Source organism: Anaerovibrio sp. (assembly GCF_045637405.1).
In the GTDB taxonomy this organism is placed as follows: Bacteria; Bacillota; Negativicutes; order Selenomonadales; family Selenomonadaceae; genus Anaerovibrio.
In genome coordinates this window covers 1-23,898 of sequence record NZ_JAZTZI010000019.1, presented here as the reverse complement: position 1 = coordinate 23,898, position 23,898 = coordinate 1, and the positions used below count along the sequence as shown (strand labels likewise).

Annotated in this window: 21 protein-coding genes, 2 tRNA genes and 1 riboswitch; of the genes, 3 read left to right on the top strand and 20 right to left on the bottom strand. The window is 41.6% G+C overall.

Annotated features, from left to right (window positions below):
• Position 1: 1 nt before the first annotated feature.
• The 9 genes from ACKI5G_RS01515 to ACKI5G_RS01475 form a co-directional block, all read right to left on the bottom strand.
• Positions 2 to 931 (bottom strand): ABC transporter permease, encoded by a 930-nt coding sequence (locus tag ACKI5G_RS01515; RefSeq protein WP_407396972.1) that lies wholly within the window; start codon positions 929 to 931, stop codon positions 2 to 4.
• Positions 932 to 956: 25 nt separating this feature from the next.
• Positions 957 to 2,234, bottom strand: coding sequence for a serine hydrolase domain-containing protein (locus ACKI5G_RS01510; RefSeq protein WP_407396970.1), 1,278 nt, complete (start codon positions 2,232 to 2,234; stop codon positions 957 to 959).
• Between the two features lie 12 nt (positions 2,235 to 2,246).
• Positions 2,247 to 2,921 (bottom strand): L,D-transpeptidase family protein, encoded by a 675-nt coding sequence (locus ACKI5G_RS01505; protein ID WP_407396968.1) that lies wholly within the window; start codon positions 2,919 to 2,921, stop codon positions 2,247 to 2,249.
• A gap of 98 nt (positions 2,922 to 3,019) precedes the next feature.
• A complete protein-coding gene (locus ACKI5G_RS01500; protein WP_080325745.1) occupies positions 3,020 to 4,261 on the bottom strand; it encodes an adenosylhomocysteinase in 1,242 nt (413 codons plus the stop codon).
• A 132-nt stretch (positions 4,262 to 4,393) separates the two neighbouring features.
• The gene (gene surE, locus ACKI5G_RS01495) at positions 4,394 to 5,167 is read right to left on the bottom strand and encodes a 5'/3'-nucleotidase SurE (RefSeq protein ID WP_407396966.1); all 774 of its coding nucleotides are present in this window, start codon (positions 5,165 to 5,167) and stop codon (positions 4,394 to 4,396) included.
• 64 nt (positions 5,168 to 5,231) lie between these two features.
• Positions 5,232 to 5,307 (bottom strand) — tRNA-Lys (locus tag ACKI5G_RS01490).
• 38 nt (positions 5,308 to 5,345) lie between these two features.
• Positions 5,346 to 5,421 (bottom strand) — tRNA-Lys (locus ACKI5G_RS01485).
• Positions 5,422 to 5,514: 93 nt separating this feature from the next.
• Positions 5,515 to 6,312 (bottom strand): molybdopterin-binding protein, encoded by a 798-nt coding sequence (locus ACKI5G_RS01480; RefSeq protein WP_407396964.1) that lies wholly within the window; start codon positions 6,310 to 6,312, stop codon positions 5,515 to 5,517.
• A 31-nt stretch (positions 6,313 to 6,343) separates the two neighbouring features.
• Entirely contained in the window at positions 6,344 to 7,234 is an 891-nt protein-coding gene (locus ACKI5G_RS01475; protein ID WP_407396962.1) for a helix-turn-helix domain-containing protein, read from the bottom strand.
• Between the two features lie 128 nt (positions 7,235 to 7,362).
• Between ACKI5G_RS01475 and ACKI5G_RS01470 the strand changes: the two genes are divergently transcribed.
• On the top strand, positions 7,363 to 7,560 hold the full coding sequence (locus tag ACKI5G_RS01470) for a hypothetical protein (RefSeq protein WP_407396960.1): 198 nt from the start codon (positions 7,363 to 7,365) through the stop codon (positions 7,558 to 7,560).
• A 286-nt stretch (positions 7,561 to 7,846) separates the two neighbouring features.
• Here the strand turns inward: ACKI5G_RS01470 and ACKI5G_RS01465 are convergent, their stop codons facing one another.
• The 7 genes from ACKI5G_RS01465 to ACKI5G_RS01435 all read right to left on the bottom strand — a co-directional run bounded on the left by ACKI5G_RS01465 (position 7,847) and on the right by ACKI5G_RS01435 (position 16,521).
• Positions 7,847 to 9,811: a TonB-dependent receptor plug domain-containing protein gene (locus tag ACKI5G_RS01465; RefSeq protein WP_407396958.1), complete on the bottom strand. Its 1,965-nt coding sequence runs from the start codon at positions 9,809 to 9,811 to the stop codon at positions 7,847 to 7,849.
• A gap of 93 nt (positions 9,812 to 9,904) precedes the next feature.
• Entirely contained in the window at positions 9,905 to 10,897 is a 993-nt protein-coding gene (locus tag ACKI5G_RS01460; RefSeq protein WP_407396956.1) for an ABC transporter substrate-binding protein, read from the bottom strand.
• A gap of 178 nt (positions 10,898 to 11,075) precedes the next feature.
• A riboswitch (cobalamin riboswitch) is annotated at positions 11,076 to 11,249 on the bottom strand.
• Positions 11,250 to 11,360: 111 nt separating this feature from the next.
• A complete protein-coding gene (locus ACKI5G_RS01455) occupies positions 11,361 to 12,389 on the bottom strand; it encodes a FecCD family ABC transporter permease (RefSeq protein WP_407396954.1) in 1,029 nt (342 codons plus the stop codon).
• The gene (locus ACKI5G_RS01450) at positions 12,382 to 13,242 is read right to left on the bottom strand and encodes an ABC transporter ATP-binding protein (RefSeq protein ID WP_407396952.1); all 861 of its coding nucleotides are present in this window, start codon (positions 13,240 to 13,242) and stop codon (positions 12,382 to 12,384) included. Before ACKI5G_RS01450 ends, ACKI5G_RS01455 begins: the two co-directional genes overlap by 8 nt.
• A 200-nt stretch (positions 13,243 to 13,442) precedes the next feature.
• The gene (locus tag ACKI5G_RS01445) at positions 13,443 to 15,449 is read right to left on the bottom strand and encodes a clostripain-related cysteine peptidase (RefSeq protein WP_407396950.1); all 2,007 of its coding nucleotides are present in this window, start codon (positions 15,447 to 15,449) and stop codon (positions 13,443 to 13,445) included.
• Between the two features lie 142 nt (positions 15,450 to 15,591).
• Positions 15,592 to 15,792 (bottom strand): hypothetical protein, encoded by a 201-nt coding sequence (locus tag ACKI5G_RS01440; protein WP_407396948.1) that lies wholly within the window; start codon positions 15,790 to 15,792, stop codon positions 15,592 to 15,594.
• A 75-nt stretch (positions 15,793 to 15,867) separates the two neighbouring features.
• Positions 15,868 to 16,521, bottom strand: a complete 654-nt coding sequence (locus ACKI5G_RS01435) for a lipoprotein (RefSeq protein ID WP_407396946.1) — start codon at positions 16,519 to 16,521, stop codon at positions 15,868 to 15,870.
• Between the two features lie 247 nt (positions 16,522 to 16,768).
• Between ACKI5G_RS01435 and ACKI5G_RS01430 the strand changes: the two genes are divergently transcribed.
• Both ACKI5G_RS01430 and ACKI5G_RS01425 read left to right on the top strand, forming a co-directional pair.
• A complete protein-coding gene (locus ACKI5G_RS01430) occupies positions 16,769 to 18,109 on the top strand; it encodes a GHKL domain-containing protein (RefSeq protein WP_407396944.1) in 1,341 nt (446 codons plus the stop codon).
• A gap of 179 nt (positions 18,110 to 18,288) precedes the next feature.
• Positions 18,289 to 18,996, top strand: coding sequence for a hypothetical protein (locus ACKI5G_RS01425; protein WP_407396942.1), 708 nt, complete (start codon positions 18,289 to 18,291; stop codon positions 18,994 to 18,996).
• A 62-nt stretch (positions 18,997 to 19,058) separates the two neighbouring features.
• Here ACKI5G_RS01425 and ACKI5G_RS01420 read toward each other — a convergent pair whose 3' ends face one another.
• The 4 genes from ACKI5G_RS01420 to ybaK all read right to left on the bottom strand — a co-directional run bounded on the left by ACKI5G_RS01420 (position 19,059) and on the right by ybaK (position 23,823).
• Complete coding sequence (locus ACKI5G_RS01420; protein WP_407396940.1) at positions 19,059 to 19,787, bottom strand: LytR/AlgR family response regulator transcription factor; 729 nt, start codon at positions 19,785 to 19,787, stop codon at positions 19,059 to 19,061.
• Between the two features lie 205 nt (positions 19,788 to 19,992).
• Positions 19,993 to 21,594 carry a phosphoenolpyruvate carboxykinase (ATP) gene (gene pckA / locus ACKI5G_RS01415; protein WP_407396938.1) on the bottom strand — a complete coding sequence of 534 codons (1,602 nt, stop codon included), beginning with the start codon at positions 21,592 to 21,594 and terminating at the stop codon, positions 19,993 to 19,995.
• A gap of 219 nt (positions 21,595 to 21,813) precedes the next feature.
• Positions 21,814 to 23,298, bottom strand: coding sequence for a threonine synthase (gene thrC, locus ACKI5G_RS01410; RefSeq protein ID WP_407396936.1), 1,485 nt, complete (start codon positions 23,296 to 23,298; stop codon positions 21,814 to 21,816).
• Between the two features lie 48 nt (positions 23,299 to 23,346).
• Positions 23,347 to 23,823 carry a Cys-tRNA(Pro) deacylase gene (ybaK, locus tag ACKI5G_RS01405; RefSeq protein ID WP_407396934.1) on the bottom strand — a complete coding sequence of 159 codons (477 nt, stop codon included), beginning with the start codon at positions 23,821 to 23,823 and terminating at the stop codon, positions 23,347 to 23,349.
• Positions 23,824 to 23,898: the final 75 nt, after the last annotated feature.

Here is a 23,898-nt window from a genome sequence, read left to right as displayed (position 1 = left end):
CTTAATCCTCCCTATCGCCTATATTAATTCGTGGGTCCAAAATTGGATAAATAATATCAACCAGCATATTCATAAGAATAATAATGGCACTGTAGAATACAGTAACACCTAAAATAACCGTGTAATCCCGGTTATAAATACTGGTTACAAAATAACTGCCCAGACCCGGAATAGCAAAAATGGTTTCAATAACAAAGCTGCCAGTCAAAATACTGGCCACCATGGGACCAACGTAGGTTACTACAGGAATAAGGGCGTTAGGCAGGGCATGCTTAAACAGGATATAGCTGGTGCTAAGTCCTTTGGCTTTAGCAGTTTTTATATAATCCTGTCCCAAAACATCCAGCATACTTGACCTGGTCAGTCGGGTGATAAAGGCCATAGGCATGGCTGCCAGAGCTAGTGTGGGCAAAATGCGATTAGTCCAATCATTCCACATGGCCGCCGGCAATATCCCCAGCTTCATAGCGAAAATTTCTACCAATAAGGCAGCCAAAACAAAGCCAGGTACCGCTATTCCCAAGGTGGTAAAAAAATTAATGGTACGGTCATGCCACTGATTGCGCCGAAAGGCCGCCAATACACCAGCCGGTATGCCCAGACATAGGGACAGTATAATGGCCTCCATACCCAATTCGCAGGATACAGGAAAGCTTTCGGCGATAATATCATTGACGGAACGGCCCACGTACTTAAAGGATGGTCCCAAATCTCCATGGAGGATATTTTCAATATAATCCATATACTGAGTGGACAATGGGTCATTTAATTTGTAACGGGCCTCAATATTTGCTAATACAGCTGGCGGTAAATTCTTTTCAGCAGTAAAAGGACCACCAGGTATGGCGTGCATCAGGAAAAATGTTACCGTCATAACAATCCATAGCACAACTATTGAATTTAATATTCGTTTACCTAAATAATTAAGCACTTTGGCTTCCTCCACAAAATGTTACTTACAGATAATGGCAAAGAGCGTCCATAACCTTTTCTTCCCAAATAAGGTTATTGCTGAACTCACCATGGCTTCGTTCATCCTCCTCGGCCATGCCCTCACCATTCATAATATACACAAAACCATTCTTGGTTCCCGGTACATAAAAAATACCGGAATAAAGGCCAAAGGCCTGACCTGAGTGACCAATGAGAAAAATATCCTGCTGCTGACATACTCTGGCAGAAGAATCTCCCCTTATTTGATATAGCCCCAAGCCATAGGAAAGAAGCGTATCATCAGCAGTATCACCATTACTGCCATCATAGCTCCACTGAGCCTTTGTCATTTCATTAACAGAAGTCTCAGATAAAAACTGCTTATCCCTGAAGTTTCCTTTGTCCATAAGCATTAGCAAAGCATTGAACATACCCTCCAGGGAAATACGAAGTCCTCCCTGAGGTGCAAATAAGGTTGCATTAGTACCAGGAACATAATTATCCAGCGAATACACCCTTGGGTCGTCATTTATTGCATAGGGATTTTGCATAGTAACCGTGTCCCTGGCAGGCTTAATGCCATTATAGAAATCCATAACAGGCCGCCATGGCATATCATCACGCCATTTTCCACCAATATCCTTTTTCTGATAAAGGGTTCCCAGACTGGCAAATTCCGTGGCAGATAAATTCCCCGGCAAATAGCCGCCAATAATATCCAGCTCCTGCAAAACGTGTTCAGACATATAAAGGTCAAACCGTTCACCGGTCACCGCCTCAATAATGGTGCCCAAAATACCATAATTAAGGTTGCAATAGCAGAAAAACTCCCCCACAGGTTCATTTGCGGGAGAAAAATGGGCCCCATCCTCATAAAATTTACCCTCAGGAACAAAAAACGCCCTCAAAGAATACCCGGGAGGAATACAGTAAACTACACCATCCCTGATTCCAGAGGTGTGATTGGCCAACATTCTCACCGTAATCTTCACGTCCGGAAAATCAGGATGGCGCAGGGGAAATCCCAAATAATCGCTGATATCATCATCAAGACTTATAGCTTCAGCTTCCACCAGCTGCATAATTGCGTAAACAGTAAATTGCTTGGACACAGAGGCTATGCGAAAAAGAGAATCTGCCTTAAACAGCTTTTGATCTTTGCCAAAAGCGGCATATCCCCCGCAAAAACTAAATACTGGCCTGCCATCCTTTATAAGGACAGCTCCCAACCCTGGAACCTGAGTATAGTGATTACCCACCATACCTCTTAATTCAGCTTCCAATAAATCAAACTCATCCATGAAATTGCCTCTTTATGCAGGATATATGCAAACACGTACATTATTGTCAACGTGCTGCAAAATTTTTATCATGTTTTCTTCACTTACGGTGATGCAGCCAAGAGTATAATCATATTCACCCTTGCAATGGATAAATATATACGAGCCACGACCAGGTACACAATCCCGATTATAGGTTAAAAATAGACTGTAATTAAATTGTGGTGCTCCATTGTTCATAGGGTCCAAATCCAGCTTTTCCAATACCTGCTTAGGTATCTCACGGTCATCAATCAGCTTATTATAATAAGGTCCATCGGCACAAAAAATATGCTCGTCAAACAGAAGGTAGTCCGCCTTGGTGCCAGGATTAGGCTCGATACCACCGGCGGTAAAAATACCGAAATCCCCCTTTGGAGTTTTCCTATCTCCCTCCCTGGTTTTGCCTAAACCCTTTTCCCCTACAAAACCATCACACTGTAATACCTTAGTCCATTTTTGATTATCATCTTTCTCATACAGCTTAACATCAGCCTTGCTATTACCTTTGTATTGAACGAAAATAACCTGCTTTACACAAGGTATTTCACTATATACATTAAGCTTCTCCTGCCAAAAAGGAGATTCCTTTGGCATAGCAGCATCAGCTGTGCCAGGGCACTTATAAATAAATAACATACACAATAATGTAAAAATAAAAATCCTCATAAAAGGCACCGTCCTTTCAATTATCAATTATCAATTATAGTAAAAATAGGCTCCTAAAAAATTAGAAGCCTATTAATTATTTTAAATTGCGCTTTTTATTAGCACTGATGGAGATAAGCATACTGCTCAGGAGTAAGCTCATCAATCTCTATGCCCATAGCAGCCAGCTTGATCTTGGCAATCTTCTGGTCGATTTCCTCTGGCAGAACATATACCTTATTCTCCAGCTTCTCATGATTTTCAAGAATATACAGGGCTGAGAAGAACTGAACGCCCCAGGAAAGGTCCATAATCTCAGCTGGATGACCATCACCACAAGCCAAGTTTACAAGACGGCCCTCACCAAGGAGATACAGCTTCTTACCATCAGCAAACTTAAATTCCTCAATACCTTCCTTAACCTGCTTGCGGGACTCAGTCATAGCTTGCAGCTCAGGAATATTAATCTCTACATCAAAGTGACCGGAATTACACATTACAGCACCATTCTTCATGGAAGCAAAATGACGCTCACGAATAACGTCCTTATCACCAGTGAGGGTAAGGAAAATATCACCAATCTTGGCAGCCTCATCCATAGGCATTACGCGGAAGCCATCAAATACAGCCTCAATAGCCTTTACAGGATCAACCTCAGTAATGATAACATTGGCACCAAGCCCCTTGGCACGCATAGCGCCACCCTTGCCACACCAGCCATAACCGGCGATAACAACGGTCTTGCCGGAAATTACAAGGTTAGTAGCACGCATGATACCTTCCCAGGTGGACTGGCCAGTACCATAACGATTATCAAAGAGATACTTGCAATAAGCATCGTTGGCAGCCATCATAGGGAACTCCAGCTTACCGGCAGCTTCCAGTGCCTTGTCACGAAGAACGCCTGTGGTGGTTTCCTCGGAACCACCAATAATCTTTGGCAGCAGCTCACGGCGGTCATTATGGAGACGATAAATCAAATCGCCACCATCATCCATAATGATATCAGGCTCAGTGTCCAGTGCCATATCAATATACTTGTCGTATTCCTCCATGGTGCAGCCGTGATGAGCCAATACAGTTACGCCTTCCTCAACCAAAGCAGCACAAACATCATCCTGAGTGGATAATGGATTGGATGCAGTTGCAATAACCTCAGCACCGGCATTTTTCAGTACAAGTGCAAGATATGCAGTCTTTGCTTCCAAATGCATGGTCATAACCATACGCTTGCCGGCAAATGGCTTGGAAACAGAATATTCATCATTTACAGCCTTCATAACAGGCATAAAGTTCTTTACCCAGTTAATTTTATCATGACCAGAAGGTGCTAACTTAATGTCTTTAATTTTAGATTCCATAATACGCCTCCTAATTTTTCAAACGCTAAAAACTTCCCCAACAAGGTATGGGACCACATACTTAGGATGAGATCCATGACACTTAATTATAACGCATTTATTCATTTTTTTCTATGCTAAACGAAAAAGAATTTACAATTCCTTTCCAGCCACATCTGAAAGGTATTTGTGATCCGCCACCTTAAGGCGAATTGGGGTGACTGTTACATTCCCCTGGTTACAAAGAACCACATCAGAAATTGGGCTGTTTCCTTCGTCCACAATATTGCCTTCCACAACATAATAGATTCGGCCATCTGCATCAGTCCGTGGAATGTAGGCATTTTCATAATTTCTGATGCCCTGATATGCCCACAGCCACTTGAAATCCTTGGCCAGCTGAACCGGAAAATTAATATTGAGAAGATATTCCTTCTCATCCCTTTCCATATTCAAAATATCCGGCAGCTTCGTTACCAGCTCCCGAGCCACCTCATCAAAGGTCATAACAGGATTATAATTGAGGGATACTGCAATGGAGCGGATATTATGGATAAAGCCCTCCTTGGCAGCACCCACAGTTCCTGAATAAATCAGGTCAGTCCCAAGATTGGAGCCATCATTAATTCCTGAGATAACCAGCTCCGGGAAGTCCTCCTCTTTATTCTGTAGAATTCCTTCCAAATACAGCTTAACGCTGTCCGCCGGAGTTCCACCAATACCATAGGCCTTAATACCATAGGCCTCCATCAGTGGCTTATATTCATCCACATAAATGCGCTGTCCAACGGTAATGGCATGAGCCTTGGCACTTTGCTGACTTGCAGGGGCAGCCACAACGACCTCATGCTCCTTGTACAAGTGCTTAACCAAAGCCTCAATTCCAGGGGACATAACACCATCATCATTAGTAATAAGAATCTTCATACAATCACCTTTCTCATATACTAAAAACAGGTTGGAACAACATCCAACCTGTAATGATTCATAATGGTGACCCACCGGGGACTCGAACCCCGAACCTGCTGATTAAGAGTCAGATGCTCTACCAGTTGAGCTAGTGAGTCATAGAAACAGGCCGAAAACAGCCTGTAATAGTTATCAATGGTGACCCACCGGGGACTCGAACCCCGAACCTGCTGATTAAGAGTCAGATGCTCTACCAGTTGAGCTAGTGAGTCATTTGCTTTACGCAACAATTGATATTATAGTCATTTCATATATCCATGTCAACACAAAATATGAAAAAATGTAAACTTTTTCCAACGTAATTGTTACTTTTCCTCAAAAATATCCTTAATATATTTCTCACCCAGGGCTGCCTTACACTGTTCAAGGATAGGCTCAATCATCTTCAATCCTTCATCCCGATTATTGGCAGCGGCCGTTATGCGGATAAGACAGCCATCCTCCTTGGCGTATGTGGCAACTGTTGGATTTTCATTATCGCATAAATCACCTAAACGCTCAGCACATGGCCCCTCACCGACTATGGTCACTGAAACCTCCTGACGGCTCATCATCTTTATATTCATTGATACAAATACTTTATCACTGAATTTTTGCAGGTAAGGAACACCATATTCCTTGAACATGGGCTGCATTTCCTTAGGTGGTCCCGGGAACAGCATACAATATTTTCCATCATTTTCCATGATACACCCTGGAGCAGTGCCGTTATGATTGTACATAATAATAGAATCCTTTGGAACGTATGCCTGCTTTTTCTGGCTATCACTAAACTCGGTAAAGCCCAGCTTTATCATGCGACTTTTCATCATCTCCCAGGCCCTATCGTCAAGAACTACCTCCTTGTGGAAATAGCTCATCAGCATTTCCTTGGTAAGGTCATCCTTGGTTGGCCCAAGTCCACCGGTAAGAATTACCATATCCCCCCGTGAAAAGGCCACGTCCAAAGCACTTTTTATACGCTCAGGATTATCACCCACGACTGTCTGATAATAACATTCCATCCCCAGCTTGGCCAGCTCCTTGGAAATAAACTGGGCATTGGTATTTACTATATTACCTAAAAGAAGCTCCGTACCTACACTTATTATTTCTACAATCATCTTAACTTTCTCCTTAACCTTACTTAATCATCTAACTATTCTGCTGTCTAAAAGCATGGGGACTGCAGCCCCGATACAGGCGAAATGCCTTGCTGAAATGACTTGGATTGTAATATCCGCAGGACATGCCAATGGATAGAATTGATTCATTGGACTCCAAAAGCATTTCTTCAGCCACCTGTAACCGGTAATTTTGTATATATTGCCGCGGTGACATATTAAATATAGACTGAAAACAACGTTGGGCCTCCCGCTCACTTATTCCCGCCTGGGACGCCAGTTCCTCAACGGTTATGGGCTCACCGAAATGACCATGAATATAATCAACCATGATTTTTATACGCTCCATCTGAGGCGTGGTATAACCGATTCTTGAAGCTGTTGGATGGTCACTTAATATGACCAGGGCTCTTCCAATATAATATCGCAAATCCAACTCAAACCCGAATATTTCCTTTTGGGCGGCTATAAATGCTTTCCTTATACTAGTTATAACATCGCGCTCCCGCTTTATATTGGTATGCAGGTATTTCCCGGAAAACATTTCATCAGTGACAATCGGCTGTACATATTTTTTGAAAATAACATTTGCTACACCGCCACTTATAAACTTCTCGTCAAAAACCATGCAGTATAACTGACACCGTTCCCCGTCCAGTGAATACCTGTGCAATACGCGGGAATTACAAAAAAATCCATTTCCTGCCTCTACAATTGCCCTCTTACCAGCATATTCTACCATAGCACTGCCAGATGCAACATACATAAATTCCAATTCCCGATGCCAATGCCATGGTATTGACTGAATACCACCTTTATTCCATTCAATAAGGTAAATACTACACGGGAAAAGTGGATTATCATGCATCTGCTCTTTTTCTTTATCCGCCACCAGGCGAATCGTAGTCATCTTCTTAATCATAAAAAACCGCTCATTTCTGTCGCATAGAGAACATTTTTTGTCGTAAAAAAGGCAGAAAACTCTGTTTTTACAATATATACTATAGTCACAATAAAGAAGTAATAAGATTTCAAAAGGAGGAATCAGCTATGAAAGCAGCAGTAAGACTTTCCAACATGGAGCGTTTATTGATGAACGTTAATACCCATCACTATAGTTTCTTGGAGGGTGAGGCTTTCCATTCTGCAAAAGAAAGTGACCTCAGCTATCGTCTGAAGATTCATGAGATGCGCATTGGTACTTTTGCAGCTTTGGTAGTAGGAACTGCTTTAGCTATTTGCCTTTAATATACAAGCTAATTATACGGCAAGCATTCAGTTATTTCTACCCCCCATTTTAATATAGTGTTCTAAAAACGACGGGATTGTTTTGCGCCTATTGGCACATAACAACCCCGTTTTTTTGTGTACTTCGCAATAGTATTAAATGAATAGTATCCTTTGTAATATCTTTTTTCAATAGAATGAAAAAACTTTTCATTTTTGATAGTTTTTTCAATGAAATGAAAAAACTACGTTTTTATGAGTAAATTTTTCAAAAAAAGAGACAACCTCGCGGCTGTCTCTTGATATTTTAGAACTTATAGGTGTAGTTCATCATGAAGGTTGTTGGCAGGCAGAAGTAATCAGATGAAGAATTTGATGTACGATCCCGACGATTAAGTACATTCTCGATATTAAGATTAAACTCATTATTCTTATCTGGAGCATAAATAAAGTTCCATGTAGTTAAGAAATATGGCTTAACTGGTTCATTTGGTCCAGACTGGGACTGATAACGGGAGCACATATAGGTAAAATTGAAATTAGTCTTAAACTTATTTATCTTATATGTAACACCACCATCTAACTGGAGACGACCATATACATTTTCCCACTGATTTCTCATCTGAAGCTTCTTGGCGTTATCGCTCTTACTCTGTGGATGCTGCCAGGTAATACCATAGTTATAACTCCACTTGTCGCTGGCGTCAACCTTGCAGGAAAGTTCGATACCAGTATTGCGGAAATCAACATTGGTATACTGATAATGCTTATTTAATGGATCCGTCGCATCCCAAGAAGCAGTAATATTATCTCTAACATCTAAGTGGAATAAGGCAGCCTTCCAGGTATGATTGCCATGATTCTGCTTCCAACCCAATTCATAGTTAATACCCTTGGCTGGCTTTAAATCAGGATTAGGAATAGCAAAATCATCACTTCTGTTCATTTCAGCATAAGTAGGCATCTTAAATGACTGGGCAATAGAAAGATAGATATTGTTTTCCTCATCCATCTTGTGTAACCAAGAACCGGACAAACTGAAGTTATTGAAATTCTGATTTCTATAAGCGCCGCTGGTCCAAGTCTCACGGGCACCAAAGGTTACATTATTTTTGGCATCAAAATCGTGGTCAACTTGAGCAAAGACGGCCCAAACATTTCGTGCATATACAGGTGAGGTCCCACCACCATTTAACAAATACTGATGCCAGCTTTCACGCATACCACTTAAACCAGCAGTCAATCTGGTAGCATCAGAAAGAGTCCATTTCTTCTGAGCATCCAAACCATAGGAATTATTTTTTTCGCGAGTATGGTATTTGGTCTTTGCATAAGTAAGTCCTGGGGTCTCACCCTTGGACTCAATAAAGTTAAGATTATTGAATAAGGATACCTTCCAATCATTATCATGGAATACAGCCTGCATATTATGATTCTGGGTATCATATCTTCTATACTGGTATCTGTCTCCAACCTTGGCGGCTTTATTGTAGCCAGGAAGTGTATCTGTGATATAGCGGTCATGATAGCTCATATTCTCAGAGAAGCTATAGTAAACATCAACTTTGTCACCAAGGGAAGCAGAAATATTCAGGTTTTCTTTGGATAAATCACGCGAATAATATTTTAATTCTGCCTTCTGAGAAATAGCAGGAGTGCTTACATCATAGCTTTTACCCAACATAGTTTTATAGTAACCGATACGCCACTTATCAGTACCTACATTTAAACCATAGTTATAGCCATCACGGTTGCCAACGCCAACGGTAACAGAATTATTATCGACGCCCTTCTTGAGAATGATATTTACTACTCCACCGATTGCATCAGAGCCGTAAAGAACAGAGCCGTTACCCTTGATTACTTCAATACGCTCGATGTTACGGGCATCGATTGAACCTAAATCATACTTGCCACGATATTCCATTGGAGTACCATTAATCATTACCAAGGTACCATCCTTGTAGCCACGGATAATAACATCATTAGTCATAGTACCCTGATTGGCATTTGCAGCACTAAGCCCATCATACTGAATACCATTAATCTTCTTCAGTACATCCATAGCGGATGCCGCACCCATTTCCTTAATCTTTTCGGCAGTCACTACCTCAGTAGCTGCGGCAACATCCACATCCTTCTTTTCAGTACGGGTTGCAGTTACCACAACATCCTCATCGCCGAAATCTGCCACATCCGCTGCAAATACGCTTGAGCCAGCTGCCATAATTGCCAAGGCAATGGCTGCACTCAAATACTTCTTTTCCTTCATTTTCCATTCTCCTCGTAAAATATATTATTAGCAAAGCATTTTCAGCCTTGATAACATCCCCATTAACTTATGCCCATAAAACTATCCCAGAGCTTACTCCGCCACCGAAAGATGCTGTTGATCCTCTAATTTAAAAGCATCCCCATAGGCAGAATATGCTATCTCCTGTGCGCCAAAACAGAAGTCCTGAGATGACGAATAAATGTAGGCATCTCTAGGCTCTCGGATACCGCCTTCCCTTATGGCCTTCATCTGCTGTAACGACGGATCTTTCAGGTACTGGTCTTTGTATGCCTGAATATCAAAGGAGCCGTGAGCGGAATAGCTTGGCAGCAAAATAATATCCGGGTCTATTTTTAAAAGCATTTCCTTGGTGAGCTTCACCCCACGGTTTAACCCTGCCTCAGAAAGGCCATTTATAACACCAGCCCACTTACATTCATCATCGTAAATGCAGTCCTTGCCACCATAATTCTGCACTACGGATATCAAGGCAACCCGCTTGCGTTGGTCAGCAGGGACCTGTGCATCTATCTTTGCTTTAAGGGTATTTAATCGCTCCTCCATGAGAGCAATTAGTTTTTCTCCCTTTTCACCTTCGCCCAGAGAAGCAGCTATAAGACGAATATTTTCTTTAATATCCTCAAGATTCTTGGAGCCCTTTACTACCACCACATTAATGCCCATATCCCGAAGGGACTGAACATAATCAAGGTTTCCCCAGTCAGCTGCTATTACCAAATCTGGCTGCAAAGCGATGATTTCCTCCAGTTTTGGATGTCTTACCTTATTAGGAATCTGCTTGGCCAGCTCCACTACATTGGAACTGGCAGGATCGTCAAGATTCGTATTGCAGGCAATCATTCGTTCCGGTTTAACTAAGCCCAACACAATATTGTCAGTACCGATAGTCATAGTGACAATTCTCGAAGGCTTTTCCTTAAAGTGAATTACTGTTCCTTGAATATCAGTAACTTCATACTCTCCACTTTTAGACCCGCTATTATTACCGCAACCAGTCATAACCATTGACATCAGTGCAATTAGCAATAGCAGAATACATTTTGTGTTTAACGCTTTTTCCATGTAATAACTCCCCTGTTTCTCCTTGGCGAACAACGACAAATAACAAATAAAAAAACGGTCAGAAATAATCCGAACCGTTTTAAAACGCACAAAAAAATAGCTTTTCATACCATAATGGCAGAAAAGCAAGATTAAGGCAGAATAACCTAAAATCCCCTTCCTGTCGCTCGCAGGTCAAAACGGTGATTTATAAACAGGCAGTTCTCCTGACTTGATTCATTGCTCCACTACGCCTTCCCAGATGTCTCCAGTGGCGAACCTATAGCTTTGCTCCTCTTACAGTGGCGGGACCGTGCTGGACTTGACCAGCTTCTCTATTAAGCCTCACGGCACCTGTTTTTATTTTATTAAATTTTGATTAAAATAATTCAACGATTTAAAGTATACACCTTTTGTTATAATTGTCAATTATAATTACTAAAAATAATATGTATTAACTAAAATAGCTTTTACGCATTTTAAATTATCGTATATCCATATTCTTTCTCAACAGATAAAGAAAATATGGTGTCCCCAAAATAGCTGTCATAATTCCCACATTGATTTCACTATTTGGAAGCAGCATTCTGCCCACAGCATCACAAAATACCAAAAATACTGCGCCCCCCACCATACTTGCCGGCAACAGATGACGGTGGTTTGGTCCCACCAGCATACGCATCATGTGAGGAATAATCAAGCCCACGAACCCAATACTGCCTGTAATACATACAGAGCTGGCCGTAGTCATGGTGGCCACAGCAAGCAAAATGAGCCTGAATTTAGTAACGTTCATACCCACTGCCTTGGCCTCTGCCTCGCCTAAAGCAAGAATGTTAAGGTGTCTTGCCATAAGCATCATAATCACTATTCCAAGACTTATAGGTATAACCCCCATAAGTACATGCTCCCAGCGACGGTAATCAAGGCTGCCAATTGTCCAGAACAGGTACTGCTGAACCTTGTGATCATCCATTATAGTCAGCATTGCGGCTGTCAATGCGCTAAATAGCATTCCAACCACCACACCAGCCAAAAGCAGTGTCAATACCGGTATACGCCCATGTCTTGTGGCAAGACCTATGGTAAGGGACACTGCAATTACAGCACCAATAAAAGCAGACAATGGCAGTCCTATCAAACTGGTGCTATTGATTCCAATAATTATTGCGATAACGGCCCCAAAGGTGGCACCACTGGACACACCGATAATACCAGGATCAGCCAAAGGATTACTAAACAAGCCCTGAAGCACTGCCCCGGAGGCAGCCAGTCCGGCACCTACCAAAAGGCCAACTACAGTTCGTGGAGAACGGATAAACATCAATACAGCCTCCTGCTGCTCCGTTACATTAATATTTTCAAGAAGCGGAATCCCCATTTTATGAAAAAACCACGCCACTACCTGCATAAAGCTCAGATCATATTGCCCAGCAGATAGGGATGTACAGATTACCAGCAAAAGGGACACAAACAAAATAACGGATACGAGCTTGTGATGATAATTATTCATACGTTACCGCCTTTCCGTGATTATGCTTGTCACCAATTATCGTTTTAATGAGCTCTTTTTTTCTGCCATTATCAGGAGCAGGAACCGTAAAAATATCCACATGACCAGTTTCCTTATTGGTTAATGAACGTATATCCACCTCATAGGCCTCTGTAAGCAGCCCGTCAGTAAGTACATCCCCTGGATTCCCATCAGCAATAATACTACCTGCTTTTAACAGCATAAGCCGGGAACAATAGCGAGCCGCCAAATTCAGCTCATGAACCACCATGATAACGGTCTTGCCATATTTACACATTTCCTGACAAAAACGGAATATCTCCTCCTGATAAAATAGATCAAGTCCCGATGCAGGTTCATCCAAAAACAATACATGGGTCTGTTGTGCCAAAACCTTGGCGAGGTAAACCCGCTGTCTTTGTCCGCCAGACATTGCTCGGATAGGTGTATCGGCCAGTTCAATGACTCCGGTGTATTGCATACAGGCATCTACGATATCTGTATCACTATTGCTGCTCTGCTCCCACCATTTCTTATATGGATAACGCCCTGCCATAACCATATCTCTTGCAGTATAATCAAAGGTCATTTCCACCTGCTGCTGGAGGTAGGCTATCTGAACTGCCAGCTCCCGTTGCGAATAGCTTTTCAGCTCCTTGCCAAATAAGGTAATACTTCCCTTTTCCAAAGGTAAAAAGCCTCTAAGTGATTTCAACAAGGTACTTTTACCGGCACCATTTTTACCTATAATCCCAATAAATTCACCATGATTAACATCAAATGAAGCATTGGTTATTATTGTTTTTTTATCATAACCAGTAGTTATGTTTTTTACACTTAATATTTTTTCCATTTATTTCTCCATAACGAATAAATTTGTAAAAAAAACATATTTAAGTTTTAATCATCCAACGGTTTTAAGTATACTATTTAGGTTATTATTGTCAAATTTAATTATCGTGAATAGCATATTTCTATGCACAAAAAACTGCCAACTTGTTTAAGCAAATGTACTAAACAAGTTGACAGCTTAATTAATCTATAACGAGCTTATTAAACTACAGTTGTAATCTCCCCATCCTTAATGGTAAACTGAACCATTTGTGAAAACGAGCTGTCACCGGTAGGGCTTACAAACTCGAAGAAATAGCCATACAGACCGTCCCCCGTTTCAACATCGTCAAATACAGGGTTACTGCCAATAATAAATGTATCAACCTCTACCGGAATATACTCATTTTCTGTAGAAGAAAGCAACATAGCATAGTGAATAGTAGTAATGGTGTCACCTGCTTTTAGCTTCATAAAGTGACGATCGCCCATTCCATTATCATCTATACCCTTCCAGGCACCAAGAATATGATATTTTTCGTCGCTGTATGAATAGGAAACCTGTAAATTACACTCCACACCATTTAACTTTATAGGGATGGAATAAATATTATAATCATCCTCTTCAGTGGTGATTTCCACATACACAGGATGTCCATCCAGCATTGGCCATTTACCATAGAAATTATCCTTGAAAATACCACTGTTCCAATCAGCAATTATGTTGGAATCACTGCCAAGAGCCAACAGGATATCTTCTTTTTCATCAATATATACCAGCTGACAATGAACCGCTGAAAGCACATCCATCTGCTGCCCTGATAAGGTAATATAGGAAACGCCCTCATTATCTACGTAAACAGGCGTATTATCCAGCTGGGATACATTAAAAATCTTTTGGGCTGGGTTTATCTGAGGTACTGGCAATGCAACACTTTCAAGGCTGGTGCCTGCTAAAACCTTATCCGCCTCTACCGGCCATTCACCAGTAAGCAAATAATAATATAGACATTTATGTGCCAAAGAAGCGGCATTCTGGTCAACATATCTGGAATAGGTATCCACATCACCATCATAAGGATAGTAGCCGGATAAACCAGTTCCCTGTCCACGGTAAATACCATGGACCTTATAAACAACTGCACTATCAACAGCGTTAATTAACTGACGGGCTGTCCTTGGCAAAATATTCTGGGATTTATAGGCCAAATCACCGATATCAACCATATTTGAATAGCCCTGCTCCCTGGTATTACCACCATAGTTTTCTGCCCGCTGGGCATTACGTCCAAAGTCAGAGAAAAAATTCTGGGGGTTATTCTTGGAATGACTAAGGGCTTCCGCGCCAAAGGCCTCATAGGCTGATTCTAAGGCCGGAACCTTGGACAAATCAACTACGGAAAGGGTAGCGGTTTCCTCTGTACCGTATTCCTCACAGCCTATCATATAGCTGTCACAAATAGCCTTTCCCAAGGTAGCACCATCCATGGAAGGATTCTGGGCAAGTGCCCTGATCCAACCGGAATAATTCCAGCCATTACCAGGCACAAATTCCTCAGAAGCAGTCATATACCTGGATATGCCATAAAGCATATTGGCCACATCACAGGTACTCATCAGACAGGCATCAAATCCCACCAGTTCAAAAGGTGGCGTTCCCTGAGATGTTCCATAGACTCCTGAAAAGGCATCCTGTATATCATTCAAGCTAAGAGTATTGCCGGTTCGTTCATCTACGCAAACACCGCCTGTGGTGCCGCCACCATGATTCCAAAAAACAAATACCCTGTGATCCGCAGGAAAATTATCCTTGCCGAACTGCAAAAAATTTTGAAGGGTACTCTTGTCGCCCATATCAGCATCAGGTACCAGCTCAAGCTCATTCAAGCCACTGGAATCGTAAAGATAACGACCGATTACATTATTCCCCATAACATCATTTTGCCATTCACTGCTTCCTCCGGTCTGAAGAACAACCTTTACATTAGGAGGAAGATTTACATCCAGCATCTCCTCTATATCGGCTGTAGCTGATCCATACTGTGTTTCCAAATCAGAACCACAAATGTACCAATATACAACCCAATTATCACTGGAATTATAGGCATTAGAATTAGCATTTGCCCGTCCATAGAAGCCATCATAACCAAGTCCTGTCAATATGACAGCAACCATAATAACCCACGGAATAAGCGATTTTCTAAAGCATCGCCAAATATTAACCTTCATTTTTTCACCTCAATCTTAACAATCGCTTTCTCACTAAAAACTTTGATTAGTATTATACAATAAAAACACCCACCAGAAAATACTGGCGGGTGCTTGAATTAAATATTAAAATGCTTGCGAATGTCAATGACGGTAGTTTTAATTACTGTACTTCCCAAACGCCGCCGTCCTCATCAACGAGAATATCGCCGGACTCTACAGGCTCATCAACGATAAGCTCAACTTCCTCATCCATTAAAGCGTAATTTGAAGAAGTTACGTTGCAATCCAAAGAAGCTGCACTAGCCATCTGTGCTCCCAAAGCAAAAACCATAGCTGCTAAAATCATAGTAAACTTTTTCATAATATATTCTCCTCTCGATTCGTAAAAACTTTTTTCCTATTACATACCATGACAGTATCTTAAATGATCACAAAATTACAAACCATTTACAAACTTCTTCAGACCATCAACATCAACTGGAGCCCAATACATCTTGCCATCGTCACCCTTTACGATTTCGCACTTGCACTCATAGGTCTGACCCATCTTGAGCGGGAACTCGTTGATGTAGTTCTCAATGCACTCCAGAGTAGCCTTCTGGAAGTCTGGATCCTGCTTGAACTGCTCTACAGTATAGCCATTAGCCTGCAATGCGCCCAATACAACTCCAAGAGCAATAATATCCTCATTAGTTTCAGCAAGCTTTGCAGCACCTGCCTGGTCCAGGACATTGGCAGTAACCTCAACTACAGGATGCTCAGCATCATCTGTCTTAATCTTGGTCTTAATCTGCATAGCTGCCTTCATCTTGGTGATGTATGCAGCAGTGATATTCTCAACATTTTCATCATTCAGTGGGTACTGAGCAAAAGCCTTCAGCAAATCACCGATAACTGCCTCCTGAATCTGCTCCTCCTGAGACTTTGTCATTCCAGTAGCTGCCATGCTATCGGATACACCATAGGCCATTATTTCGGAATAGCCCAAAACAGCTTTGTCAGCACTGTCCTTTGGTTTCTCCGTGCCACATCCGGCGATAGCGAAAATGGCAATTAAAGCCACCAACCCTAACAGCAATTTTTTCATCATTTTCTTTTTCCTCCCTGAACTTGAATATTATTTGCCATCATGGTATTGTCTAATCTAAGGGCAGGAATGTCCCCCCCTAATAGACACTTTAATTTTAAAAAAATATTCAATCAATTTCAACGACTTTGCAAAAAGTGGTCGATTTTTGCAAAAAGTGGTCGTTTTTTAGACCTTTTGACTTTTCTTCTATAACTTTTTTGTCATAGAAGAAACAACCAAACACTAAAAAATATAAACGAGGTTCGACATGAATAACCTTATTATCCCAATATGTATTTTAATAACTGTACTCCAGGTAGCCCACACATATCTCAGATTTTTGGCTTTCAAGAACGGAATGCCCAAAGAGGATATCCGGCGTTTATGGTATTTTGTAGCTGGATTTGCAGTCCTAAGCGGCTTTATCTATTACAACATTTTAAACGATTATGTTCTAAGTACCATTACATATAAGGCCCTGCTCATTCTTGGGTGGATACCCTACTTCATTATTTTTCTTCTGGCTATCCCCCGTCATATTTCCCTTCATATTTTTGTGCTGGGAATGTCCGGATTATGGAACTTTTTCCTGTATACCCTCAGCAGCTTTATCCTGATTATTTTTTTCAACGATTTGCATTATATACTGACTACACTGCTCTTCACATTAATGAATATCCTGCTGTTTGTTCTGCTGCTTCCTATAGAACGACGTATTTTCTCCCGGCTTTTACCTCTTGAGGAATTCTTTCGGGACAAAAATATCGGTCTGTATATAGCCAGTCTGCCGTTGTCAATATTTATTGCTCACATAATTATGACTATTGATAATACCCTGTTATCTTCTTGGGAGCAACGCTTGTCCAGATTCTATCTTCCCCTGGTTTTCCTATGCTGCTATCACTATGTTCAAATCGCTGCAAGACAATACAAGGAGAAAGAACTGCTTCTTCTTGACAATCAACAGTTGTCCAATGAGATGGTGTCCTTAGTGGAGCATCGTCTTATGCTGGAAAATAACAGGACCATGATAAAAAGGTTCCGTCAGAGCTTTCTTGCCAGCTATAACAGGCTTCTTGACATGATTGATGCCCAAAAGGGTGACGAAATAAAGGCTTTTCTCCAAAGGCAGGAACAAAAGCTGCCCTCAGCTGTCATTCTTTCATATTCCGATTCGCCACTTATTAACACCGCCATCTCCATTTATAATTCCCGTACCCAAAAGCTGGGAATAAAATTTACTCCAAAAGTAAATCTGCCGACGGATTTAAGGACCGATGAAAATGACTTGAGCATATTGCTTTCAAATCTGCTGGAAAATGCCCTTCAGGCCTGCATCAAGGAACAGGATAAGGGCCACGGGAATATAGAAATATCACTGAAAATACAACATAACGGCCAGCAATGTGTAATATCCATAACCAATCCATGCTCTACTCCTATTAATCTTGACGAGGAAGGACTGCCACGTGCCACCAGACAAGGGCACGGTATTGGTATGGTATCCCTAAAAATGTTTTTGGAAAAATATCATGGTTATGCCACCTTTACCCAAAATAGTAATCAGGTAAGTCTGTTCTTGTATTGGAGGGATGATAAGTCATGCTAGCCTTTTCCTACGCCCTTCTGGTTACCATAATACAGTTAGCCGGAGCCTACATACGCTATTTGCCATTCAATCAGGTTATTGAACAAAAAGAAGCTATAGCTCTGTGGCGCAATTTATTAATATGGAGTTTTTTCGGCCTACTTATTAATTTTTCTGTTACCTATTCACTGGGGATAACTATGGCAACATATAAGCTGCTCTTTTTCTTTGGAATGATACCATATTTCATTATCGCGGTAATATATATTCCCCACCGTATGCCACAGCATTTTTTTGTATTGGGCATTCAGGCACTTTACTCCTTTATGCTCCATTCCACTTCTGGAATTATCCTTACACTAATATATTCCTCGATGACAGTTGAATTACTTCATTTACAGCTTACCACCTGGATGTTCCTGTTTATGCTTATATATCCTTGGGGACAAAAGCTTTTTACCAGTCTCTTGCCAGATGAGCAATTTGTATCCGACACCAGGCTCCGCTGGTATATAGCATTTTTGCCCATTTCCGTCTATGTTGGATGTTTAATTTCTATTTCCAAGGTGACCTTCCTGCCAAACTTAAGTGACCGATTGACCCGTCTGGCCATTCCACTATTCTTTTTCATTATTTATTCCATCGTTCATTACAATTCAAATGAGGAACAGCAACACAAACGACTTAAAGAAACCAAGGAACGACTTACAAGACAGCGTCAAAGTTTAAAGGAACACACCCAATTAATGCAGGAAAATGAAAAAGCCCTTTCCGTACTGCGTCACGATATGCGTCACAGCTACCGCCTAATTTACGCCTTACTGGAAAAAGGTGACTACGACAGCATTAGAAATCATATTACTGCCCAAAAAGCCCTGTTAGAGGATACCGCTGATAAACCTAAATAACCGATTAAAGCAATAGAAAAGACCTTGTCTGCGTAAAAACAGATAAGGTCTTATTAATTTGTTCACTTATTTATTATATGGTTCATATATGCCACCTTTACATCCTGACGTTTCCGTCGGCTTATGGGCAGCTGTGCACCGTCCATCATACGAAAGCTCTCCGCTTCCATAGCCTCCACATAGTCCATATTGAGAATTATCCGATGATGACATTCCAAAAAGCGCTCATCCTTCAGCAAAATATCACTTATTTCACCGTAAGACATGGTTGAAACCAAAACCTTATTATCCAAATGAAAATTTATATTATGGGAATCGAAAACATCAACATAAATTATTTCACTATAAGAAATATCTATAGGAGCTCCGTTGACCTTTAATGTTATGCCACCTCTTTTTTTCAGTAATTTGGGGAAAATATAATCAAAGGTCTCGGCAAATTCCTCCTGATGCTCTGCCAACGGCTTTATGAAATAGCCTACAGCAAAAACCCGATACCCCTCGAGGATATGTTCCTCACTGGAGGTTAAAAATATAATACTGACCTCAGTGTCAGAATTACGGATCTTCCTGGCAGTTTCCAGACCAGTTATGCCTGACATATAAATATCCAAAATAACCAGGTCAAAGGCACCGGCATCATATTGCTCCAGTAACGCTTCACCACTGTCAAAGGTTGTAATGTGAACAGAGTTTTTTTCCAGAGTAAAATTTGTTTGAATATATTTTTGGCAATATGTGAGGACATCATTACGGTCTTGCGCATTATCATCAACAATGGCAATATTCATAAGTATATGCTCCCTGCTTTATCAAAAATTTCTGAATTAAGAAAAAGAAAAACGCCTACTATATAAGTATTATTTTATAACAAATAAAGGTTATTTTCTACTACCATGACCCTTTTTCTGCCATGAAATAAAGCCAAAAAAAAGAGAGCCCCCAAAAGGGACTCTCTCAGTTTTTAAAGCATTGTTCTTTAGCAAGAAGCTAATATTACAGCTGAGGACCAGCAGCAACAAGAGCCTTACCAGCATCATTGCCAGTGTACTTGCCGAAGTTCTTAATGAAGCGGCCAGCCAAATCCTTAGCCTTGGTCTCCCACTCGGAAGCATCTGCATAGGTGTCACGAGGGTCGAGGATCTTAGGATCAACACCTGGCAGCTCAGTAGGCACCTCGAAGTTGAACATAGGAATCTTCTTGGTAGGAGCAGTCTTGATGTCGCCATTGAGGATAGCATCGATGATACCACGGGTATCCTTAATGGTGATACGCTTGCCAGTACCGTTCCAACCAGTATTTACGAGGTAAGCCTTTGCATCGTTAGCAGTCATCTTCTTAACGAGCTCCTCACCGTACTTAGTAGGGTGCAGCTCGAGGAATGCCTGACCGAAGCAAGCGGAGAAGGTAGGAGTTGGCTCAGTGATGCCACGCTCGGTACCTGCCAGCTTAGCAGTAAAGCCAGAGAGGAAGTAGTACTGAGTCTGCTCTGGAGTCAGGATGGAAACTGGAGGCAGAACGCCGAATGCATCAGCGGAGAGGAAGATAACGTTCTTAGCTGCTGGAGCAGTAGAACCTTCCTTAATGTTCTTAATGTGGTTGATAGGATAAGATACACGAGTGTTCTCGGTAACGCTCTTATCAGCAAAGTCAATCTTACCGTTAGCATCAACAGTTACGTTCTCGAGGAGAGCGTTTCTCTTGATAGCACCATAGATATCAGGCTCGGACTCTGGATGCAGGTTGATAACCTTTGCATAGCAGCCACCCTCGAAGTTGAATACGCCCTTGTCATCCCAACCGTGCTCGTCATCACCGATGAGCTTACGCTTAGGGTCAGTGGACAGGGTGGTCTTACCAGTACCGGAGAGACCGAAGAAAATAGCAGTATTTTCGCCGTTCATATCGCAGTTAGCGGAGCAATGCATGGAAGCAATGCCCTTCAGAGGGAGGAAGTAGTTCATCATGGAGAACATACCCTTCTTCATCTCGCCGCCGTACCAAGTGTTGATGATAACCTGCTCCTTGGAAGTGGTGTTGAAAGCTACGCAGGTCTCGGAGTTGAGGCCGAGCTCCTTGTAGTTGGTAACCTTAGCCTTGGAAGCATTGTATACTACGAAGTCTGGCTCAAAGTTCTCCAGCTCCTCAGCAGTAGGCTGGATAAACATATTGGTTACAAAGTGAGCCTGCCATGCAACCTCAACGATGAAACGAACTGCCATACGGGTATCTTTATTAGCACCGCAGAAAGCATCTACAACAAACAGCTTCTTATCGCAGAGCTCTTTCTTAGCGATATCCTTAACAGTTGCCCATACGTCCTCAGACATAGGATGGTTATCGTTCTTGTACTCGTCAGAAGTCCACCAAACCTTATCCTTGGAGTTTTCATCCATAACGATGTACTTATCCTTAGGGGAACGGCCAGTGTAAATACCGGTCATAACATTTACAGCACCGAGTTCAGTCTGAGTACCAACCTCGAAGCCCTCGAGACCAGCCTTAGTTTCCTCTTCGAACAATACCTCGTAAGAAGGATTGTGAACGATTTCAGTAGTACCAGTGATACCATACTTAGTCAAGTCAAGTGTTGCCATTTTGCTATCTACCTCTTTCTTTTACTATTCTGTCACAATGATTTGCTACCCCCCTAAGTCATTAGACCCAGAACTCAAATCAAATCATTTATGACATTTATGATTAGATAAACACTATTCCGCCTAGCGGAATATCCTTTTTGTATTTTAGTCGTTTTAAGGCAATTTGTCAAAAATTGTTAAGTATTATTTTATGATAATATATGGTTATAGTTCCTATTACTTTTTCTTATTTTCAGCAAATTGTAATACACTTTTAGGCATTTCTGCCTTTTCCACAGTGTTTTCGTGGGAAATTTTAGCCACTTTTAACTTAGCCAATCCCGCCGGTATTCCAAAACTATTTAACTTGGACAACTCATCCAGAAGCTGAAATTCATCCTTGCCACCAATATCCTGACCGAGGGCTGTAAGCACACTTTCATTGAATTTATAAGGGCTGGCTGTGGAAACAATAACAACATTTTTCTGGTCATCCAGCTTGTAAAAGGCATTCCAGGCAACAGCGGTATGAGGATCCGGAATATAATTTTCCATATCGTACTCTTTTTTTATCATACATTTTGTGGAATTATCATCAGACCAATCTGCACTAAATACCTCTTTTATCTTGGACAATACCTCTGCCCCAACATCATATTTTCCATTTTCTGCCAATTCCTTCATCCAGCCTGCAACCTTGGACGCATCCCCCGTAACATGATAAAGCAGACGCTCCAGATTGCTGGAAATGAGAATATCCATGGAAGGACTGACTGTTTTGAAAAAATCACGGTTTCTGTCATAAACTCCGGTGTTGAGGAAGTCCGTAAGCACATTATTGGTATTGGAAGCGCAAATGAGCTTCTTTACAGGAAGGCCCATGGACATAGCATAATAGCCTGCCAAAATATCGCCAAAATTGCCAGTTGGTACCACAAAGCTAATCTTATCCCCGGCCTTAATGCAGCCCTTATTAAGCATATCAGCATAAGCGCTGAAGTAATATACGATCTGAGGTACCAGGCGCCCCCAGTTTATGGAGTTTGCTGAAGAAAGGGAAATCCCCTTTCCATTGAGCTGGGCATTGAATTTACTGTCGCTGAAAATAGCCTTTACACCGCTCTGGGCATCATCGAAATTGCCCTTTACAGCAGTAACATTCACATTACTGCCCTGCTGGGTAACCATCTGCAAACGCTGAATACGGCTGACACCATTATCAGGATAGAAAACCATAATCTTGGTCTGCTCCACATCCTTAAAGCCTTCCAGTGCAGCTTTGCCAGTATCACCGGAGGTAGCCACAAGAATAAGCACTTCATTCTTTTCACCAGTTTTCTTCAAGGCTGTGGACAACAGCTGAGGCAACAGCTGCAGGGCCATATCCTTAAAGGCAGATGTCGGTCCATGCCAAAGCTCCAGCACAGAAACATCCTTTAAAAAATTAACAGGAGCAATAGCAGCATCATCGAATTTACCATTACCATAGGCACGGCTCACACAGCCCTCAATTTCCTCCTGGGTATAGTCAGTCAAAAATAGGCTGAGGACCTTTACAGCACGTTCCTGATAGGAAAGACGCTGCAAGCCTTCAATAAACGCCATATCCACATGGGGCATGCTGTCCGGTACAAAAAGACCGCCATCATCAGCCAACCCCTTAATAATAGCCTCTGCTGAGGTCAAATTCTGCTGATTTCCTCTTGTACTGATATATTTCATAACTCACTTCACTCCTATATTTTAATACTTTCTCTCTTTAGAAGGAGGTCATCGAATAACCTTTACCACAGTGGCATTTACAGCCTTCACCAAATCGCTTGGAGATAACAGCAGCTGTTGGCCGCGTATTCCGGCACTTATGGCGATAGTATCCCAATTCCCCGATGATTCATCAAGAAATACCGGATAATTCTTCTTGGCGCCAAGGGGAGAACAGCCCCCCCGTATATAACCAGTAAGCCCCAGCACATCCTTCAGGGCAACCATTTCGACGCTTTTATTGCCTGAAGCCTTTGCTAGGGCTTTAAAATCCAGTTCACCATCCCCAGGTATGCAGGCCATAAGTACACCGGTTTTGTCACCACGACAAACCAAAGTCTTAAACACCATTTTTACATCCATCCCTGTGGAGGCTGCAACATGAATCGCACTGAGATCGTCCAAATCCACCTCATAGGTTTTTATATCATAAGGTATTTTCAGATTATCCAATATGCGTGCTGCATTTGTTTTTTTAATTTTCATAACCGAATACTCCTGTCTCATAATATCTCGAAACACTCCATAAGTATATCACAAGACATTTGTATTGTACATACA